The 21,497-nt window shown below is 40.4% G+C and carries 16 protein-coding genes; 11 read left to right on the forward strand and 5 right to left on the reverse strand.

Features of this window, described 5'->3' with window-relative positions; genetic code table 11:
* Positions 1 to 35 precede the first annotated feature (35 nt).
* The gene (locus QWZ17_RS02500) at positions 36 to 1,217 is read left to right on the forward strand and encodes an AIR synthase related protein (RefSeq protein WP_290303305.1); all 1,182 of its coding nucleotides are present in this window, start codon (positions 36 to 38) and stop codon (positions 1,215 to 1,217) included.
* 82 nt (positions 1,218 to 1,299) lie between these two features.
* On the opposite strand, the gene QWZ17_RS02505 is transcribed toward QWZ17_RS02500, so the two are convergent.
* Together QWZ17_RS02505 and QWZ17_RS02510 are read right to left on the reverse strand one after the other, a co-directional pair.
* Positions 1,300 to 2,466 (reverse strand): hypothetical protein, encoded by a 1,167-nt coding sequence (locus tag QWZ17_RS02505; protein ID WP_290303306.1) that lies wholly within the window; start codon positions 2,464 to 2,466, stop codon positions 1,300 to 1,302.
* A 21-nt stretch (positions 2,467 to 2,487) separates the two neighbouring features.
* Positions 2,488 to 5,139 carry a TonB-dependent receptor gene (locus QWZ17_RS02510; RefSeq protein ID WP_290303307.1) on the reverse strand — a complete coding sequence of 884 codons (2,652 nt, stop codon included), beginning with the start codon at positions 5,137 to 5,139 and terminating at the stop codon, positions 2,488 to 2,490.
* A 248-nt stretch (positions 5,140 to 5,387) separates the two neighbouring features.
* On the opposite strand from QWZ17_RS02510, the gene QWZ17_RS02515 reads away from it, so the two are divergent.
* Positions 5,388 to 6,077 carry a sterol desaturase family protein gene (locus tag QWZ17_RS02515; RefSeq protein ID WP_290303308.1) on the forward strand — a complete coding sequence of 230 codons (690 nt, stop codon included), beginning with the start codon at positions 5,388 to 5,390 and terminating at the stop codon, positions 6,075 to 6,077.
* Between the two features lie 74 nt (positions 6,078 to 6,151).
* On the opposite strand, the gene QWZ17_RS02520 is transcribed toward QWZ17_RS02515, so the two are convergent.
* Positions 6,152 to 9,487: a TonB-dependent receptor gene (locus QWZ17_RS02520; RefSeq protein WP_290303309.1), complete on the reverse strand. Its 3,336-nt coding sequence runs from the start codon at positions 9,485 to 9,487 to the stop codon at positions 6,152 to 6,154.
* A gap of 370 nt (positions 9,488 to 9,857) precedes the next feature.
* On the opposite strand from QWZ17_RS02520, the gene lpdA reads away from it, so the two are divergent.
* Together lpdA and QWZ17_RS02530 are read left to right on the forward strand one after the other, a co-directional pair.
* Positions 9,858 to 11,249, forward strand: coding sequence for a dihydrolipoyl dehydrogenase (gene lpdA, locus QWZ17_RS02525; protein ID WP_290303310.1), 1,392 nt, complete (start codon positions 9,858 to 9,860; stop codon positions 11,247 to 11,249).
* 231 nt (positions 11,250 to 11,480) lie between these two features.
* Positions 11,481 to 12,320: an MBL fold metallo-hydrolase gene (locus QWZ17_RS02530; protein ID WP_290303311.1), complete on the forward strand. Its 840-nt coding sequence runs from the start codon at positions 11,481 to 11,483 to the stop codon at positions 12,318 to 12,320.
* A gap of 350 nt (positions 12,321 to 12,670) precedes the next feature.
* Here QWZ17_RS02530 and QWZ17_RS02535 read toward each other — a convergent pair whose 3' ends face one another.
* Both QWZ17_RS02535 and QWZ17_RS02540 read right to left on the reverse strand, forming a co-directional pair.
* The gene (locus QWZ17_RS02535; protein ID WP_290303312.1) at positions 12,671 to 12,880 is read right to left on the reverse strand and encodes a helix-turn-helix domain-containing protein; all 210 of its coding nucleotides are present in this window, start codon (positions 12,878 to 12,880) and stop codon (positions 12,671 to 12,673) included.
* A 2-nt stretch (positions 12,881 to 12,882) separates the two neighbouring features.
* Complete coding sequence (locus tag QWZ17_RS02540) at positions 12,883 to 13,530, reverse strand: DUF2975 domain-containing protein (protein WP_290303314.1); 648 nt, start codon at positions 13,528 to 13,530, stop codon at positions 12,883 to 12,885.
* Positions 13,531 to 14,011: 481 nt separating this feature from the next.
* Between QWZ17_RS02540 and QWZ17_RS02545 the strand changes: the two genes are divergently transcribed.
* The 7 genes from QWZ17_RS02545 to QWZ17_RS02575 all read left to right on the forward strand — a co-directional run bounded on the left by QWZ17_RS02545 (position 14,012) and on the right by QWZ17_RS02575 (position 21,266).
* A complete protein-coding gene (locus QWZ17_RS02545) occupies positions 14,012 to 14,872 on the forward strand; it encodes a sigma-70 family RNA polymerase sigma factor (RefSeq protein WP_290303316.1) in 861 nt (286 codons plus the stop codon).
* Between the two features lie 513 nt (positions 14,873 to 15,385).
* Positions 15,386 to 16,480 (forward strand): Fic family protein, encoded by a 1,095-nt coding sequence (locus tag QWZ17_RS02550; RefSeq protein WP_290303317.1) that lies wholly within the window; start codon positions 15,386 to 15,388, stop codon positions 16,478 to 16,480.
* A gap of 339 nt (positions 16,481 to 16,819) precedes the next feature.
* Entirely contained in the window at positions 16,820 to 17,122 is a 303-nt protein-coding gene (locus QWZ17_RS02555; protein WP_290303320.1) for a hypothetical protein, read from the forward strand.
* Positions 17,123 to 17,125: 3 nt separating this feature from the next.
* Positions 17,126 to 17,791, forward strand: coding sequence for an ATP-binding cassette domain-containing protein (locus QWZ17_RS02560; RefSeq protein WP_290303321.1), 666 nt, complete (start codon positions 17,126 to 17,128; stop codon positions 17,789 to 17,791).
* Between the two features lie 63 nt (positions 17,792 to 17,854).
* The gene (locus QWZ17_RS02565; protein WP_290303322.1) at positions 17,855 to 18,835 is read left to right on the forward strand and encodes an aspartyl protease family protein; all 981 of its coding nucleotides are present in this window, start codon (positions 17,855 to 17,857) and stop codon (positions 18,833 to 18,835) included.
* Between the two features lies 1 nt (position 18,836).
* On the forward strand, positions 18,837 to 20,276 hold the full coding sequence (locus QWZ17_RS02570; protein ID WP_290303323.1) for an early set domain-containing protein: 1,440 nt from the start codon (positions 18,837 to 18,839) through the stop codon (positions 20,274 to 20,276).
* A gap of 198 nt (positions 20,277 to 20,474) precedes the next feature.
* Entirely contained in the window at positions 20,475 to 21,266 is a 792-nt protein-coding gene (locus tag QWZ17_RS02575) for a PhzF family phenazine biosynthesis protein (RefSeq protein ID WP_290303324.1), read from the forward strand.
* Positions 21,267 to 21,497: the final 231 nt, after the last annotated feature.

The raw sequence follows: 21,497 nt of genomic DNA on the forward strand, positions 1-21,497 counted from the left end.
ACTATGTAAAAAACTATTAAGCCGTATATTTGCCCATGATTTCTTCGCAAAGATACGATCAACGAGGTGTATCTGCCTCAAAAGATGATGTACATAACGCTATTAAAAACATTGATAAAGGCGTTTTCCCAAAAGCTTTTTGTAAAATAGTACCCGATATATTAACTAACGACGCGGATTACTGCAATATTATGCATGCCGACGGCGCGGGCACAAAATCGTCATTGGCGTATACTTACTGGAAAGAAACCGGCGACATTTCTGTATGGCGCGGCATCGCGCAGGATGCCATTATTATGAATCTGGACGATTTACTTTGCGTGGGTGCTATTGATAACATTCTGTTATCGTCAACCATCGGCCGTAACAAAAACCTCATTCCCGGCGAAGTTATAGCAGCCATTATTAATGGAACCGAAGAAATTTTAAGCGATTTACGTGATGCCGGAATCGGCATTTATTCAACCGGCGGCGAAACTGCCGACGTGGGCGATCTGGTGCGTACTATCATTGTAGACTCTACCGTAACCTGCCGCATGAAACGCGATGATGTGGTATCAAACCACCGCATTCAACCCGGCGACGTGATAGTTGGCCTGGCATCATACGGACAAGCTACTTACGAAAAAGAATATAATGGCGGCATGGGCTCAAATGGCCTTACATCTGCCCGTCATGACGTATTTAATAAAACCATTGCCGATAAATACCCTGAAAGCTACGACGCGGCAATCCCCTATGAGCTAATTTTCAGCGGCAGTAAAAACCTTACCGATTTGGTTGATATTGGCGACGGCAAAACCATCACCGCCGGCAAACTGGTATTAAGCGCTACCCGTACCTATGCCCCTATCATTAAAAAGATGTTAGATGCTTACCGCAGCCAGATTCATGGTATGGTACATTGCAGCGGCGGCGCACAAACCAAGGTGCTGCATTTTATTGATGATTTGCACATCATCAAAGATAACCTGTTCCCGGTTCCTCCGCTGTTTAAACTTATTCAACAGGAATCAAAAACCAACTGGCAGGAAATGTACAAGGTATTTAACATGGGCCACCGCATGGAACTTTACGTACCACAGGAAATTGCTGCCGATTTAATCGCTATTTCCGAAAGCTTCGGCGTCGACGCGCAAATCATTGGCCGGGTTGAGGCAGCCGATGTTAAACAAGTAACCGTAACATCGGAGTTTGGGGAGTTTGTTTATAACTAAAAGAGTCTTTTTTTTAATAGAAAAGCCGCCGGAGTTTATCCGGCGGCTTTTTTGTTTGCTACTTATATATCCAGTAAACAACTTATAACTGTACAAACGTGGTACCGTTGAATTGGAATGTTTTGGTTACACTAATTGTAGAACCATTATAAGCGGCGTAGGTTACCACAAATTTTTGGTTTGCAACAGCGGTTGGATATTTATGTGCTAATACCGCAATCAGGGCAGCCTGTAAGTCGGCATCCGTCCATCCTGTTGCTGCACCAGCGGTAAGGTTAAAATCGCCATACTGGGCCACGTTAGCACGGGCAGCATCTGAACCCGTTGTAGTGGTACCTATGTAAGTGTAATCGGCAGCAGCAAGTGTGTAATTAACCGTGTTATCGGCAATCCAAACGCCGGCAGTTCTGGCAAAAGTTAAACTTTGTGGTAATGAGGTTGTAGCCCAGTTAGTGCCATCAAAAGTTAATGGCATTACACGCTGATAGGTTTTAGCCGCGCTGCCTCCATAATATTTAAAGCTGATGTATTGCACATCACCCGCTTTGGCAGTGGCAGCAACAGCAGCATCGGCCTTTAAAAAGGTATTGAAATAGGCAACCAGGTTGGCAGCATCTGCCGCGGCGAAATCATTACTTGTTCCGCCTTTACCAATTGACGCATATTGCGCTGCAGATATAGTGTAGATTTTTTTCCAGGCACCATTTAAATACAGGAATGACTGTGTCACTGTAGATGTCGCGCCACTTTCATAATAAATAAAAGTTAAAACCGCCAATTGGTTGGCTACCGGGGTTGGATATTTATAAGGCAACCATGAAAGGATTTGCGCCGCGCTAAAATCGCTGTATTTATTTCCTGGTAATAAAAGGTAATCGGTAGGATCAACCAATGTATAGGCTACATCTTTAAAAACAGAATCGGCAACTGCAACCGTAACCGGCGGCACAGCATAGGTAACTGTCACGCTTGATTTATCGGCATAGTTAGGGTATTTTGAACCCAGAATAACAGGGATACTTGATGCCGCGTCATCTTTGGTTTGAAAGTTTAACGATGTTTTGGCATAGTTAGTTGACGGCAATAAGTTGTAGTCGGCCGCTGCCAAAGTAAGTGTAAAAGTTTGTGGTGTGCCGTTAGGTGTTGGTACCGGCCCGATAGCGTCATATAGCTTATTCACCGGGTGGCAGGCACTAAATACAGCGGTAATAGCTGTAAGTAATAGCAGGTTATATATTATCGTTTTCATGAAATATCTTATTGGCAATAATTAAAAGTTAATTTTAAAAGTGGCTACATAAGTTCTTGGCGAACCATACCAAACACCAAGATTATTGGTACGTGGCACAAAACCGTAAGCGGCAACACTGTTAGGTATAGCGGTCTCAAAAGCATCGGCTATATAAGTAGTGTTAAACAGGTTATACACGTTACCAATTAAAGCAGCGTCAAGGCCTGCGAATTTGAAGCGGTAAGCAATGTTCATATCTACTGTCGAAAAATTCGGCAATTGATAGTTGGTGAAAGCCTGGCCTGCTGTTGTTTGTTGTGTAGTAGTCAGTTTTGACGGATCGAAAGTAGCGTAGTAACGAGCGTAGTAGTTGTAGTTTGCGCCAATTTTTACCTGCGGAAATACCTGCACATCTAAGCCTAAAGCTGCGGTAGTTTGGGCACTTGTGTTTGAAGTACCAAACTCACCAACTTTTAAACCTTTTAGTAATAAAGCGTCCTGTGTAAATGATTTACCGTTATCGCTGGTAACCTGTGTTGGGCCGGTGTTGCTGGTGTAATGATAATCGCCAATTGATAAGCTTCCGCTTAAGGTTACATCTTTAACCGGGCGTAATTTGGCATCAACCTCAATACCCTGGTGTACTTCGTTAATACCAGAAATATTTACGTTATAAACGGAGTTATCCGTTTGATCAACAAACGTGGCTGTTTTAGCCCTGTTATTATAAGTTGATCTGTACAGGTTAACGTTTGCGCTAAATATCGAACTTCTGAAACCATAACCTAACTCATAGCTCATTAACTGCTCTGGTTTGGCATCAGGGTTAAGATCGTTCTTTTTATTGACGAAAATGTTAGCAACCAGCGGCGAACGTTGGATATAACCAATATTAGCAAAAACGTTATTGTGACTATCTAAGTTATAGTTGGCACCACCTTTTGCCTGGTAACCTAAAAAGTTAACCCATTTGCTGGTCTGATTTGGATCGGTATCCAGGTAGTTAAAATAGTCTACCCTTCTGTTGCTGGTATTATTACCTGCAAGACTTACAAAAGCCGAAAGATCGTTTTTGTTATATTCGGCTTGTACGTATACACCTTCCTGGGCTATTTCATAACGGTAATCATTATTGAATTTACCGCCAACGCCTATGTGTGCGTTAGGGTTGTTGATATTACCTGTAGGGCTGGTAGCACTGGTGCTCCTGGTATCAACAATATATGAACCACCAAGCAAATCATTTACCTGGTTGTAATGCTCGCCTTCATAGTAACGACCATCAACACCGGCTAATATATCGATATCACCAACTGTTTTTTTGTAGGTGCTTAATATGCCGTACTGCTTATGATCATTTACGCTGTTAATAAAGTACCTACTTGCAGATCCATCAGCATTGCTAACGTTTGCCTTAGTGATAGCATTAAAATCAATTGGCGAGTAGATATCGCCTGTACGCGGCACACCTGTTGAGCTACCCGGTGTAAGCGTAACATTTGAGCCTGTTAAATAACGAGCCGCACCGTTACCATATGACGCATAAAGCACGGTTGATAACGATGATGTGGTGTTAATTTGCCAGTTGTGGTTGATAGATGCCAGTGGCTTGTTGTAATAGTTTTGTTCGGCACTGGTCAACACACCATTAAGATATCCATAATCGGAGTTGTACCTGATACCCAGCGGGCTGCTTCTGTAAGTGTTAATATTATTGAAGGTGTAACGCTGTCCGTGGTTTTGAGTGGCACCCATCAAATTAAATGAAATAGTTTGCGATTCGCCAATAAGTTTTGATACGTTGGCAAAGTAGCTATAACCGGTGTAATACAAGCCAGGAGCATAACCATCGCCTGTGCTTCTTGAAAGCAGGAATGATGTAGCCCATCCTTTATTTGTTAACCCGGTTGAATAAGATACAAGTGTTTTAGCTGAGTTAAATGTACCAATTGACTGTTGAATGGTACCGCCTTCCTGACGCTCTGTACTTTTGGTTGTGATGTTAATAGTACCACCTAATGATGGCACGGCCACTTTTGATGCACCTAAACCGCGTTGTACCTGCATTGATGCGGTAACATCGGCTAAACCGGCCCAGTCGTTCCAGTATATTTTACCGGCCTCCACATCATTAACCGGGATGCCGTTAATTAACAGCGCCACGTTATTGCTGCTAAATCCGCGGATATTGATCCGTGAATCGCCGTACCCACCGCCGCCTTTTGAGGTCATTACGCCTGGTGTTGCCTTCAATAACTCTGGAAATTCGGCCCCGGCTCCTTTTTCTTCAATGTAAACCTTATTAACCGATGACGCGGCTATGGGCGTACGCCTGTCAATCGCTAACGAAGCATTCGCTGTTACTACAACCTCTTTTACAGAGGCCGATGTAGGATCTAACATAATAGTTCCGAGATCGGTTCCGGTAACATCCATCTCTTTGGTTACATAACCTATGTACCTGAATACTAAAGTTGTGTTACCTTCGGGTACCTTAATTTTAAAAGTACCGTCAAGTGTTACCGAAGCTGCCGTAGTTGTACCTTTTACTGATACTGTAGCGCCTATCAGCGGCTCTTTTGTTTGGGCATCTAACAGTTTGCCCTTAATTTGTTTCCCATCGTTTCCTTGCGCGTGGGTAATGCCCACTGTAAAAACCGAAAATAGTAGGAGAAGTAAAATCTTCCTCATTTGCTTTGTCTTTAATTAATTATCTATTTAATTGAAAACAAAAGTAAAGAACGAGGTATCGGTTAATGTTAAGTTAATATTAACCATTTCTTTATAACTAATATTTTACAAATTATCGTAAATAGTTAAAAAACAAGTGTTTAGCAAGATCAATTCTTTTAAAGAAAATCATTGTAAAACATAAAAACTGCATCTTAACAAATAATACATAATTTCAACAGCTTTATTTTTAACAAAAAGAATCTAATATGCTCCGCTTTTTATCGGCACAACCAACATTAAATTTATGGCTCATATTCTTGTTAGAAAACCTGGCGGTTACAGCCCTTGCGCTCTTATTTGGGTGGATAATATTAAGATTAAACCACAACGCCATAAAACAACCATCACGCAATGAAATAGGTATTTGCCTGCTAACAAACGTCATCAATACCGCCATTACTTATGCTGGGTTTTGGTTATGGCAGCAGGGCTACATTGTTATGAACTTTACTATCAATTGGTTTATAGTTATAGATTTTGTAGCCCTTTTTATGCTAATGGACCTGGCTATGTTCATTTTCCATTATGCTATACATCATTCGGTTGTATACAAGGCAATCCATCGGTTTCACCACCACTATACAGATCCCACGCCTATTGATCTTTTCGTGCTCCACCCTATTGAAACTGTTGGCTTTGGCTCTTTATGGCTTATAACTATCGCGTCCCTTAGCTTCAATTTTTACTCGGTGCTCATTTACCTAACTGTAAATGTATTTTTTGGCATCATGGGGCATTTAGGTATCGAGCCTTTTCCTCATTCTATCAGGCGTGTTATTCCTTTTCGTTACCTGGGTACATCCACCTTTCACCATAACCACCACTTAAATATCCATTACAATTACGGTTTTTACACCACCATTTGGGATAAGATTTTTAAAACCTATAAAGGCTAAAGCAAAACTTACACAACAAAAAAGCCCCCGGCCACATAAATGGCCGGGGGCTTGTATTTTATAGCTATACTATCTTAGTTAAAAGTATATCTAACTCCAATCTGAGCCTGGAAACGAGACAGGATGCTAATATCATTCTGGAATGATTTAGTAACCGGAATCTGGTTGTTGGCATCAAGATAAGGGAATGAATAAGTTGGACGACCAGTTGTTGCATCTAAACCAGCATACCTTAACACAGTTGTTGCACCGTTGTTGAAACCACTGTATGAAGTTTGGTATAAACCCCAGTTACGGTTCAATAAGTTGGTGAAGTTGATCACGTCGAAAGTGAACTCCAATGTGTTTTTAGTTTTACCGGCTTGTACAAAGAAATCTTGTGCAAAGTGTAAGTCAACCCTTTTGTAAGTTGGCAAAATAGCACCGTTTCTTTGAGCGTACTGACCTCTGTGGGCGCTTAAGTAAGCATCCTGGTTAATGAAGTTGTTTAACTGATTCCAGATTTGGGCTGGAGTACGGTTATCAACTGTACCGTTTGCAGATGGAGCACCAGGAACCAGGATAATGTCGCCCTGAGCTTTAGGGATAAACATTAAATCGTTGGTAGCACCGTCGCCGTTAGGGTCGTTGCTGGTGATGTATGATACGGCACCACTGTTAGCAGCTTCAAATATTAAACCTAAAGTACTTGCAGTGTTTTTAGAGAATTGTTTACGGTATGAGAAAGTTGCGATTACGCGGTTTGGCTGTACATAGCTACTGTTTGACAGGTTATCGGTATTAGGATTACCTGCTACGTATCTTGTGCTCCAGATAGTGCTTGCAGTTGAACCACCGTCATTAACATCTTTAGATTTGGTGTAAGTATAGGCAACACTTGCAGCAAAGCCGTTAGTGAAGCTTTTTTGTAACTGACCGGTTAAGAAGTAAGAGAATCCTTTGTTAGTATTTCTCATGTAATACAAACCGGTAATTGATGGGTTTTCTGCAGTTGCAGCAGCAGCGGCAGGAGTTGTATTTTTTGAAGTGTAACGGATTTGTCCTTCTGTACCTGGTAATACAGTATAGCTATCAGAAAGAACAAGGTTTTGGTGATAGATAGCGCGGATATCTTTAGTGTAAGCTCCTTCGATAGTAGCAATAACACCACCTGGCAACCTTTGATCAACTGCTAAGTTGGTTCTCCAGATTTTTGGATATTTCAGGTTCGGGTCAGCAACGTCCAATTCGTAAGAGGTATTGGCAACTGCGTTGGCCGGGCGGTTTGCATTAACATCAGGATTAAAAATAAGCGCCTTGTTGGTAGGATCGTTAGCTTTTGTAATGGTTTTTGAACCAAACAATAAACCGTTGTTTGAAGCCTGGTTAGAGATCCATACAAATGGAACAGAACCGGTGAATAAACCAGAACCACCACGTATCTGGGTAGATCCATCACCATTAACATCCCAGTTAAAACCAACACGTGGAGAAAGCTGAACTCTGTTTTTTGGTAATTTAGATACATCAACATGAGTACCACCCTGGAAAGTTAAAGCAGCGGCGTTTGCGTTTGCAGCTAATGAAGTTGGGAAAGCATCATAATCGGCTCTTAAACCGTATGTTAACCTGAAGTTATCAGTTACATGGAATTTATCCTGTACGTAAACACTGTAAATAGATGCTTTGATCTTAGCATAAGGGAAGCTATTACCCACAGCAGAGTAACGTTGAGTGTAAGCGGCAGCAGGATTTCCGTTAATAAAATCAGATGCTGAGTTGTAGGTATATAAACCGTTATAATCCGGAGCGAAACCGTTGGTATAGCTTTGAATCTGATCTGTAGTACCAATGGTAAACTCGTGTTTACCTGCGTAGATAGTGAAATCATCAGAAAACTGCCAGATGTTTGTGCTTAACAAGTTACCCGCAGTATACAATTCAGAACCAAAGCTGGTTGCTGTTGCAGTAGCACCTGTAATTTGAGTACCATCGGCAGCGTTTGTACCGTTGCCGATATCAACCATAGGAATAGTTCCCGAACCCAGGAAGCTACGATAATCTCTTAAAGCAGAGTAACCGGCAGTCAGTTTGTTTGACATGGTGTTAGATACACGGGTATCTAACTCAACAATACCAATGTTAAAGTTGTTGTTGATAGTATAACCAGAACCATAAAAAGGCAATGTGCTGATACCTGGCGCACGGGTAGTACCGTAACCAACGGCTGTTTTACCATCGCTGTTGCTGATACCAGAGTTACTTGCAGGCTGATCTTTGTATGATTTCAGATAAAAATATTTAGCACTTAATGTGTTGTTTTTATCAATGTTCCAATCAAGCTTAGCAGTTAATTTATTGCTGTAAGTGTTGTAGTTATAACCTTGGTAGTTACCTGGATTGTAACCCAATGAAATTAACTTTGCTTTAATCGCATCAAGTGTTGAAGCCTGTACTTGTGATACGTTTGCACCACTTGCACCATTACCACCGGCTACATACACAGTTGAAGGTGGTTGAGAGATTCTTTCTTGCTCGCCAGATACGAATAAGAACAATTTATTTTTGATGATTGGGCCACCTACCGCGATACCATCTGTATGGTAATTAACAGGAGTAACGTTTAAGTTGGTTGGACCAACATGGTAACCTTGTAATTTAGAGCCACGTGCTAAGTAGTAAGCAGTACCTTTAACTTCGTTGGTACCAGATTTTACTACAGTGTTAACACCTGCACCGGTAAAGTTACCCTGACGAACGTCATAAGGAGCGATATCAACCTGGATTTGGTCAATCGCGTCTAATGAAATTGGCTGTGAGCTGGTTTGACCACCTAAAGTACCTGACAAACCAAATGAGTTGTTAAACAATGCACCGTCAACAGTAATGTTGTTAAAGGTACTTGCACGACCGCCAAAGCTTAAACCGTTGGCAGATGGTGTTAATTTGGTAAAATCGGTTAATGAACGTGAAACAGTTGGCAGGTTTTCAATTTGCTGACGGCTGATGGTTTCACGGGCACCGGTACGTGACGAGTTAATCACTTTACCGGCAGATGCAGTAACCTTAACCTCACCTAAAGCGGTGGTGTTATCCTGCAAAACAGCCGCGATACGTTGATCCTGGCCAATTGATAAAGTGATGTTTTCTTGCGTAAAAGAGTTGTACCCGATAAAAGATACTTTAAAAGTGTACGGACCACCTACCCTTAAGTTAGGGATGTTGTAACGGCCATCGGCACGGGTTACAGTCGCGTACACTGTACCTGTTGGTACGTGTGTAATGGTTACAGTTGCGCCTGGAATTGCACCTTTAGCATCGGTAACGGTACCGTTTATGCTGGCGGTTGTTACACCCTGTGCTACCGCGTTCCTGCTAATCAGGAATGATAAACCAGTCAATAATAATAAAAGAAGGTAATGCTTCCTCATAAATTGCTTTTTTAATTATACTTTGAGTTAATTGGCAGCAAAGATAAGTAATCCCCTCATTGTCAATGTTAAGTTTATGTTAACAATCTTTGCTTATTTTTCAACACAATGTCATAATATTACATAAATACCACACTAAAACGGTAGATTTAATATGATATTCATAAATAATACAACCTTTTGCATCAAGATAAAAACTGAACTGTAAATCCTAAATTTTATCGTACCAGTAAAATGTTCTGTTTTCTCATTTCGCCCGTTTTTACTTAGCTTTGGGCCTTTGAAAAATATAGCTGTTGGTGTAGCAACACATCCGGCTGTTAATCCGTTCAAAACAAAAATTTAGTTATCAAAGTATATCATTAAAAATATGGACTACGATTTAATTGTTATAGGGTCGGGCCCGGGTGGCTACGTAGCAGCAATCCGCGCTTCACAACTCGGTTTAAAAACTGCCATCATTGAAAAAGAATCATTAGGTGGTATTTGTCTTAACTGGGGTTGTATCCCAACCAAAGCCTTATTAAAAAGCGCCCAGGTTTTTGAATACCTTAACCACTCACAGGATTATGGTATTAAAATTAACGGAACCGGCGAAGTTGATTTTGGAGCTGTAGTTAAGCGCAGCCGCGGCGTAGCCGATGGCATGAGCAAAGGCGTACAGTTTTTAATGAAAAAAAACAAGATCGATGTAGTTAACGGCTTTGGTAAATTAAAATCAAAAGGCGTTGTTGAAGTAAAATTAAACGACGGCACAACTAAACAAATCACCGCTAAAAGCATCATCATTGCTACAGGTGGCCGCAGCCGCGAATTGCCTAACATTAAACAGGATGGTGTTAAAGTAATTGGCTACCGCCAGGCTATGGTATTGCCAAAACAACCCAAATCATTAGTGGTTGTAGGCTCGGGCGCTATTGGTATCGAGTTTGCTTATTTTTATAACTCAATAGGTACCAAGGTTACCGTTGTTGAATATTTAGACAACATTGTGCCTTTAGAGGACGAAGAAGTTTCAAGAAACCTGCAACGCATCCTTAAAAAACAAGGCATCAATATCATGACCGGTGCTAACGTTGAATCCGTTGACAGCACGGGCGAACTTTGCAAGGTTAGCATCAAAACCGCAACCGGCACAGAAGTTATCGAGGCCGAAATCGTTTTATCGGCAGTAGGTATCTCTACCAACATTGAAGGCATCGGCCTTGAAGAAAACGGTGTAAAAACCGAGCGTGGTAAAGTATTAGTTGATGATTACTACAAAACCAACGTTGAAGGCGTTTACGCTATTGGCGATATTGTAAAAGGCCAGGCTTTGGCTCACGTAGCATCTGCTGAAGGTATCATTTGCGTTGAAAAAATTGCTGGTCAAAACCCACATCCTTTAGATTATAACAACATCCCGGGCTGTACTTACTGCTCACCAGAAGTTGCATCGGTAGGTTATACCGAAAAAGCGGCTAAAGAAGCCGGTTACGAAATTAAAGTGGGTAAATTCCCATTCTCGGCATCGGGCAAGGCAAGTGCTGCCGGCGCTAAAGATGGTTTTGTAAAACTAATTTTTGATGCCAAATACGGCGAGTTTTTAGGTGCGCACATGTTAGGCTTTAACGTTACCGAAATGATTGCCGAAGTAGTTACCGCCCGCAAGCTGGAAGCTACTGGCCATGAAATTATCAAATCGGTACACCCGCACCCGACCATGAGCGAAGCCGTAATGGAAGCAGCCGCTGCCGCTTACGACGAAGTAATTCATTTGTAATTTGAAAAGTCAAAATTAAAAGTCAAAAGTCAAAAAACCTGGCTGTTGGATAGACAAACTCAAAAGCCGGTTGCTTTAATTAGCAGCCGGCTTTTGTTTTACACACTTTTTGCCTCCTTTAATTTCATTATTACATCAGAAAAGCCTTTTGAATTTTTACTTTTGAATTTTGACTTTGTAAAACTTGCCAATCAATTTTTGACTTTTGAATTTTTAATTTTGACTTAAACTATGAAACTCTACACGGTAAACACCGGCTTTTTTAAATTAGATGGCGGGGCCATGTTTGGGGTGGTACCAAAATCCATCTGGAATAAAACCAACCCGGCCGATGACAATAACCTTTGCACCTGGGCTATGCGCTGTTTACTGGTAGAGGACGAAGGTCGTTTGATTTTGATTGATACGGGTATTGGAGACAAGCAGGATGCTAAGTTTTTAAGTCATTACTATTTACATGGCGATGCTACGCTGGATAAATCATTAGCATCATTAGGTTTTCATCGCGATGATATTACCGATGTATTTTTAACCCACCTGCATTTTGACCATGTTGGCGGTGCCGTTGTTCGTGAGGGTGAAAAACTATCACCGGCATTTAAAAATGCCCGGTACTGGAGCAACCCAAAACACTGGGACTGGGCCGTAAACCCTAACGACCGTGAGAAAGCCTCATTTTTAAAAGAGAACATACTACCGATACAGGAAAGCGGTCAGTTGCAATTCATTAACGCAGAAGACGGCATCAACTTTACCAACAATTTCGATATCCGTTTTGCATCCGGCCATACCGAAGCCATGATGTTGCCATTAATAACTTACAAAGGTAAGCAAATCCTTTACATGGCCGATCTGCTGCCATCCATCGGTCACCTCCCCATGCCCTACGTGATGGCTTACGATATGTTCCCGCTTACCACACTTAAAGAAAAGAAACTGATTTTAACTGAAGCCCTGGAAAAAGATTACATCCTATACTTTGAGCACGACCCCATCAACGAATGCTGCACCCTGCAACAAACAGAAAAAGGTATCAGGGTTAAGGATGTGTTTAAGCTGAGCGAAGTTTAGGCAGTGGTCAGTGGGCAGTGGGCAGTGGGCAGTGGGCAGTGGGCAGTGGGCAGTGGGCAGTGGGCAGTGGGCAGTGGGCAGTGGGGAATTCGATTTGAGGGGGCTTTGTTTTGATTATTTATTTTTTTCTGAACCAGAATTTATCGAATTAAAGAATTATTAAAATTTTCTGAAATCAGATTTACCATACTCCCACGAGCCGGGTGCGCGGGAGAAAGTTTATAAAATTCGATACGATTTTTCCTAACTTGTCAGGCTATTTTCACTGCAAACTGCAAACTGCAAACTGCAAACTGCAAACTGCAAACTGCAAACTGCAAACTGCAAACCGCAAACTCACCACTCACCACTCACCACTCACCACTATATTCCAATATATCTCCCGGCTGGCAGCCGAGCGCTTTGCAGATGGCATCGAGGGTTTCGATACGGATAGCTTTGGCTTTACCTGTTTTTAGGATAGATAGATTGGATATGGTGATCCCTACCCTATCGCTCAATTCATTTAGCGACATTTTACGGCGCGCCATCATCACATCAAGATTAATTATTATAGGCATGGTTAAATAATCAATGCTTGTTCTTCTTTTAACTTAGCGCCCTGTTTAAAAGCTTCGGCAATAATAAACACAAGGATAGCCATGATGAGCGATCCAAAATCAAATGTGGATACATTGACAACTTTAAGCCCTCCCTGGGTTAATATGGATTGTTGGTAATATGCCAGTTGCTGTTGGGCGAAATCAACCAGGCTAAACAGCAACAATAACATGCCTGTATTGCTGATCACTTTAATGCAGGCCCGGTTAAACATGGTCCCGTCTGCAATTTGCTTTATTACCCTATTGGTGTTAACAGCTACTTTAATTACTATGATAAATAACGCCAAACTGAAAATCCATTTTAGCCCGGTAAGTACGTATGGTATGGCAATCTTATCGGTATTTACCCGTAAATCGGCGGTAATGTTTACGTTTTCGAGCAGGTATTTATCGCTTATTTTTATTTTACCTTCATCATTATGTGTTAAAACACTCCCATCGAAAACAGCCGGCATGACCTCCGACTGCCTGAAACTGCCATCGCTTACATTTTTAACGTCGCCGTAGCCTTCCTTAAAACCTTCTAAGCCTCCGGCAATCAGTCCCTTTAATAATAATGCGCCAAACACAATATAAACCATTATTTGCAGGCTGCGGATCTTTTTCATTTTATTGCTTTTTATTTAAGTCAAAGCAAATTAATATTTATTAAAGATCAAAATTTATTTATTGATTTACAATAAATATTGATTGAATTACAAACCAACTTTATTCACATACTTTAATATGGATGATATAAAATTTATAAAAACATAATTTGGAGAAAAATCGTAATAACAGCTTATAAAGCCTGTTAAATAGTACAGCGAAATTGATGTGGGAGGCTGGGTTACCAAACACCAAATTTACATAGTGTTTTACGAACACCACAAAAACCATACCGCTTGCAGATTTCAACAATTTTTATATTAAAATAGCATAAATTTAGAAACATAAATTTTCAAACAATTGACAATCAATATATTATAAACAAATTTTATAGCTTATTTTTTTTGAAAATAGACGCTTCAATTGCAATTTTTTACAACATTTTTATAACTTTGGACGTTCTGTAATTAAATAGAAAGGACAGAGAGGTTTAATAAATAGATGAGACAACTCAAAATAACGCAATCCATTACCAATCGCGAATCACAGTCGCTTGATAAGTATCTTCACGAGATTGGTAAAGTTGATCTGATAACAGCCGAAGAAGAAGTAATATTAGCCCAAAAAATTCGTGAGGGCGACCAGGCGGCATTGGAGCGTTTAACAAAAACCAACCTTCGCTTTGTTGTTTCTGTAGCCAAACAATATCAAAATCAAGGCCTTACCCTTGGCGATTTGATAAACGAAGGCAACCTTGGTTTAATTAAAGCCGCTAAACGCTTTGACGAAACCAAAGGTTTTAAGTTTATCTCCTACGCCGTATGGTGGATTCGCCAGTCTATTTTACAAGCCATTGCCGAGCAATCGCGCATTGTGCGTTTACCTTTAAACCAGGTAGGTTCCTTAAGCAAAATAAGCAAGGCTTTTTCCAAGCTGGAGCAGGAGTATGAGCGTGAGCCATCGCCAGAAGAATTGGCAGATATTTTAGAAACCACGGTCGACAAGATTTCTGACACATTGAGTAACTCTGGTCGCCATGTATCTATGGATGCACCATTTGTACAGGGCGAAGAAAATACATTATTAGATGTATTGGAAAACCACGAGCCTAATACAGATTCGATGCTCATCAACGAATCGTTATCTGAAGAGATCAAACGCTCGTTATCAACCTTAACAGAGCGCGAACGCGAAATCATTATATTATTTTTCGGTTTAAGCACCAATCACCCGTTGTCATTAGAGGAAATTGGTGAAAAATTTAACCTTACCCGCGAACGTGTGCGCCAAATTAAGGACAAAGCACTACAACGTTTACGCCACACCTCAAGAAGCAAAATTTTGAAATCTTATTTGGGATAGAGAATCTCCCCAATAAGTTTGAAAGCCATCGGTGACGCCGATGGCTTTTTTGTTAGAATCTTTTATGTATTTTGTTCTTATTGTCGATTCTGTTAAATAATCAACAAAATTGCATAAGCCATAAACGAGAATTAAAAAAACTCCAATTTTCAATTCAAAGATTGAATAGCAAAATAAGATTAAAGAAGCTATTCCAATGAAATAGAATAAAAAAAGAGATATTCTAATCAAAGAGAATAAAATGGAATTAGAATATCTATATTCCAATATAATAGAATTAGGAGTTATATATTCCAATATTAGTTCATGGAATAGAATTAGAATATTCATATTCCAATGAAATAGAATTAAATATTTCATTATTCCATTTTTAAAAAACAAAATGGAATTAAAAATTCTAATCTAATTCTATCTCGATTAAAAAATTAATAAATAGAAGATTACTTTACACAATTAACTATTCTAATTTGAATCGAAAGAATGGAATAAGTATATTTAAAAAAAAATAAAAACTTGAAAAAGCAACCTTATATACCTCCAATCTTACCCCCTCAGATTGATTATGGAAAATTAGTCCGGTGTTTATCAGAAGCAAATAGAGCATTAGGAGAATTAAAGGGATTATTGGCATTGATCCCTAATCAGAGTATTTTAGTAAGCCCCTTGTTAACAAAAGAAGCCGTCGCAAGCTCCAAAATAGAAGGAACCCAAGCTACAATTGAAGAAGTTTTCAAATATGAAGCGGAAGGAAAAAAAACAGAAAATGACGCTAAAGAGAGAGATATACGCGAAATTATTAATTATAGACAAGCTATCGAATTTGCAACCAAACTTTTAGAAAAAAAACCTTTAGGAGAAAATTTCGTGAAACAACTTCATGAAATCTTGTTAAAATCTGTGAGAGGCACCAATAAAGACAGAGGCAATTTTAGGAGAATCCCTGTGTTTATTGGTAAACCAGGCGCAACTATAGATTCGGCAATTTATATCCCGCCACCAGCCAATGAATTGACCACGTTAATAAGTAACTGGGAAAAATATATAAATTCGGAAGACGAACCCGATATTTTAGTCCAAATAGCAATAGCGCATTATCAATTCGAAGCTATACATCCATTTTTAGATGGAAATGGAAGGATCGGTCGACTATTAATTCCGATAATGTTATATCAAAAAAACATATTAAGTTATCCAATATTGTACATCAGCGAATATTTTGAAAGAAATAAAGAAGCATATTACCACAACCTCAGATTAGTTGATGAAAATTCAGATTGGATTGCTTGGATTACTTACTTTATTAAATCCATTAGTGTACAAGCAGAAGACACCAAAAATAAAGTAAATAAAATGCTTGACCTATATAAGGATATCAAAGACAGTTTGAGTGTTTTTGGTTCAACGTATGGAATAGCATTGCTTGATATTATATTCGCCAATCCTGTGGTTTCTTTTTCTTTGATTAAAGAGCACATAAACACTAAAAGCCCTCAAACTATTTATAATCTTTTGGAAAAATTTCAAAGCGAAAACATCTTAATAGAAATTACCGGAGGGGCGAGAAATAGAGTATATGTGTTTAAGATGCTAATGGATATCATAAAGTAGTTCATTTCTTACCACATTTGATCTGTATTATCTAAAAACTTGCGAAGCGACGAGATATAAAGTTGAGATTTAAGCATCCTACTTAGATCGCAACCTTTTTGTTTAAATGCATCATTTATTTGTTAACGCGAGTTTAGTGTAGCGTAAATCGTGGTTAATACTACATAAGTGAGCAGCTTATGTTACAGTTTACTCCCCCATATAGGGCAGCTGAAAGCTGCAACCTTATTACTCACAAGCTGAAAGTTGAAGCGTAGAACGTATTTTTTAAAATTACTCTCCCCTTAAAATTTAATTCCTCAATTCACGTTATTCAGCTAACCTGTCATAATTAACTGAATGAACAACACCATCAGAATCACCTGGTACTTTTATAAATCCTTAATTATATGGAGCCTGCTGGTTTCATTTTTTGCTATTTACTACGTATTTGAAGGGCAGTTAAATATCGCGTTAGCTTTTATAATCAAAATTTTCGGTTACGTATCTGTACTTGGAGTTCGGTATTTAAACTACAATTCAACCAAAACAAACTTCTATTTCCGTAACGCGGGTTACAGCATCAACCGTTTGTATGTGTACACTTTCAGTTTTGATTTTCTCATATTCACAATCCTAATCTTCTTATCAACCATTCGCTAAACCTTGGAGCCACTCATTTTAAAAACCGACAGTGTATTATTGGAATTTGACAACAGGAAAATTTTGCAGGATGTTTACCTGGAGTGCAAACAAGGCGAAGTAGTTGGCATTCTTGGCCGTAACGGTTGTGGCAAATCATCCCTGCTGCGCATTATATTTGGTACCCTTACCCCAGCCTATAAACACGTAAGTATCAGCGGCGAGTATATCAAAAAAGGCTATAAAAACATGCGTGTAGCCTATCTGCCGCAGCATAACTATCTGCCAAAAGGTATCAAAATTAAAAACCTGGCTATGAATATTATTGACGACAGGTTTAATGACGATTTAGCCGCCCACCCCATCTATCGCGATTACCACAACAAAACGATAGCAGAACTATCCGGCGGCCAACTACGGCAACTGGAAATATTATTGGTGATTTACAGCAAAGCCGATTTTATTTTACTGGATGAACCTTTCACCCACATTTCGCCCATACAGGCCGAGGCGCTTAAAGTGATTATCAAACGATGCGCGCAGATAAAAGGCGTTATTTTAACAGATCACCAGTACTACAACATCCTTGACGTAAGCGACAGGATAATTCTGATCACCAACGGATATACCCGGCCAATTAAACATAAAGACGATTTGGTTACTTACGGCTATTTAAGCCATATCAATTAATTCCAGCCTTCCTGTAACATATCCTCATTTAAACCTGTCTACTTATCATAAACCATCTATGAAATGTACCGGCCCTGTTTATTTTTATTGATCCTTATTTTGATGGCAAGCCTGCAAACGGGGCAATGCACAGAAAAAGTATCGATAGGGGGCATTACTTTCAAAAATGCTATGCGCGGCCCCGATCCTGACCCTTCCGGAGATTTCAATACCGTGATAGTCCCCATAAAAAGGGCAGGCAACCTTATTATTGTGGAAGCGCAGATAGATACCCTCGCCGGCAATTTTGTGTTGGATACCGGTGCGCCTTACCTGGTGCTTAATGCCACCTATTTCCGCAACATGCGCAAAATTGATACCCAGGAACCGGCAGGTTTAAACGGGGCCGCATCTGAATCATTTACCACCGCTGTTTTCAATTTTAATATTTTAGACATACACTACCCAAGGCTTACAGCGGATGTTACCGACCTATCGGCCATTGAAAACGGGCGGGGCGTTAAAATACTTGGTTTGCTGGGTACCCGGTTATTCAGCAAGTTTTCTATCACGGTTGATTTGTTCCGAAACACCTTATACATTCAAAAGCTTGATGCTGATGGTAACGTACCTGTAGGTGAGCAGGCTTTTCACGAACCCTGGATGAAAACATCTTTCCGCTTTGCAAATGATGTAATTTTTATTAAAGGCACAGCCAATGGCGATACCATGTGGTTTGCTTTTGATACCGGGGCCGAAAGTAATTTGATGGATTATGATCGCGCCCGCAAAATTTTACCCGGCATGCAGGTAATTAACCGATCAAAAACTACCGGAATTGGAGGCTCTGCATTTGAGGTGATCTATGCCCGGTTTGATACCCTGCTTATTGGCGATAGGCGTTTTATAAAAAACAGGGTATTGCTAACCAGCCTGGAAAAAATGGGCAAGGCTTACGGGCATTCTGTTGACGGCATCCTTGGGTATGATTTTTTTATCCGGGGTGTCTTTAGCATCAACTTTGCTAAAAAAGAATTTGAAATGTACATTTACACTAACCAGTAGTATGAAAAAGTGCAGATCAGTCATCGTTTTATTCCTTTTGCTCTCGGGCTTTACGGTCGGGGCCCAAACCCGTAATTCGTTGGTTTTGGGTAAAGAGCATTTGATATTGATGCTTGATTTGAACTCATCAAAACCACAACTGGATACTATCCTGCTTAAAGCCGGTGTTAAAACCATCAATACCGCGGCCATTTTACATAACGATTTTACATCATTAACCAACGATGGCTGGAAACTGGCCAAACGAGAAAAAAATACGGTAATCTTTAACCGCGCTTTAAAAGATTTAGATGTAAATCCGCAAAACCAGCCGGTACTTATCACTACCAACATAGCTCCTGATCATGGCATAAACCCCGGTGTACCCGGCTACCCGGATGAGGAAACATTTGGTATCAATAAGTTCATGAAACTTACTGTTTATGACCTGCCATCGGGCTTAACCCGTTTTTACCTGCCCGGTTTTTTAAAGGCAAAACGGGTGTTATTATCGGGCAGTTTCAATAACTGGAGTACGCTAAAAGGCACTATGTTAAAAACCGATAGCGGGTGGGTTACCGATGCCAGACTGGCACCGGGCGTATACGAATACAAATACATTATTGATGGTCGCTGGCAACGCGATCGTGATAACCTGCAGCAACATGCCGATGGCTTTAACGATGTGAACTCGGTTTATTATAAATACAACCATACGTTTACCCTTAAGGGATATGCTAATGCCAAAAAAGTGATGCTTGCAGGCAGTTTCAATAACTGGGATGCCGGCAATATCTCACTTCAAAAAACAGGTAACGGCTGGCAAACCCGGTTTTACCTGCATGATGGTACACACACCTACCGCTTTTGGGTAGATGGTAAATGGGTTACCGATCCTGCCAATCCTATCACGGTAAAAGACGCCGACGGGCACACAAATTCGGTATTAAACCTGGGCGAAACGGTAACCTTCAAACTAAACGGCCATACAGAGGCTAAAAAGGTTTACCTGGCAGGCAGTTTCAACAACTGGAAACCGGGAGAGATCCTGCTTAAAAAAACAGCCACGGGCTGGGCTATACCTATCATCGTTCCGCCCGGTAATTACGGTTATAAGTTTATTGTGGACGATAACTGGATAACAGACCCCGTAAATCCGCGTCACATTACCGAAGGCGGCATATCCAACTCCTTCATCAGTATAAAACCTAACTACACTTTCAGGCTTGCCGGTTACGGAAACGCCAAAAGCGTACACATTGCCGGCAATTTTAATGATTGGGACCCCGATGGCTTAGTGATGGATCATACCGGCAATGAGTGGACTATAAAAATGCACCTTAAGCAAGGCAAATACCGTTACAAATTCCTGGCGGATGGCAAATGGCTCCTTGACCCCGCCAATAAACTATACGAGCAAAACGAACAGCATACCAGTAATTCATTTATTTGGATAGAGTGAGGAAGAAGAGTCAAGAGGTTAGAATCAAGAGTCAAGATAGGAAGGGTTCAGGTGACTTAATTTAAAGACACTTTTTAATTTTACCGAAGTATTTCAGAAAAAACACTACAATTCGCTCAAAATCAGTAAAAAAATCTTGATTCTTGACTCTTGTTTCTTGATTCTCCTCCCTATCTTAGCTAATAACACCAAAAAGCCATGACTATTCCTATATACCAGGCCGATGCCTTTACTGATACTTTGTTTGGCGGTAATCCGGCGGCAATTTGTCCGCTTGAAAGCTGGTTGCCCGATGCCACCATGCAGAAGATAGCTATTGAAAACAACCTGGCCGAAACCGCTTTTTTTGTAAAGACCGAAACCGGATATAAACTGCGCTGGTTTACCCCCGAATATGAAATTGACCTTTGCGGCCATGCCACCCTGGCATCGGCACATATATTATTTACCGAGCTTGGTTTTGAAGGTAATGAAATTCATTTTGAAACCCTAAAGGCCGGCACCCTGCATATTAAACGCGATGGGGATAAATACACCATGAATTTTCCGTCGAGGCCGCCTATCCCAATAGAACCACCTTATGGCCTGGCCGAAGCTCTTGGAGAAAAACAACCAGTAGCATTTTTAAGATCACGCGACTACTTTTTGGTTTATGAAAGCGAGCAGGATATTAAAGATCTTACGCCCGATTTTTATGCCCTATCAAAAATGGATACCGTAGGCGTTATAGCCACTGCCCCCGGCGATAATTCGGACTTCGTTTCCCGTTTCTTCGCGCCGGGCGCAGGGATTCCCGAAGATCCGGTAACGGGGTCGGCACATTGTAACCTTATTCCCTACTGGGCAAAAATACTTGACAAAAGCAGCCTCCACGCCTACCAGATCTCGGCCCGCCGCGGCGAACTCTGGTGCGAACTTAAAGGTGACCGCGTACTCATGAGCGGCAAAGCCGTTACCTACTTAAAAGGAGAAATTTCTTTTGGTCATTAGTCATTAGTCATTAGTCATTAGTCATTAGTCATTAGTCATTAGTCATTAGTCATTAGTGGGAACCTGATTAAACTTGCGAAGTTTTAAAAACTTCGCAAGTTTTTTTTTGTCTGAACCGGGATTAAGCAGATTAACAGGATTTTGATTTATGTCTCGTCCTGAAAAAAGTTTACGTTTTTTTTCTTTAATCCTGTTAGTTGTTTACAAATATAGATTAATCCCAAATACGCT

Source organism: Mucilaginibacter flavus (assembly GCF_030409315.1).
Classification (GTDB): domain Bacteria; phylum Bacteroidota; class Bacteroidia; order Sphingobacteriales; family Sphingobacteriaceae; genus Mucilaginibacter; species Mucilaginibacter flavus.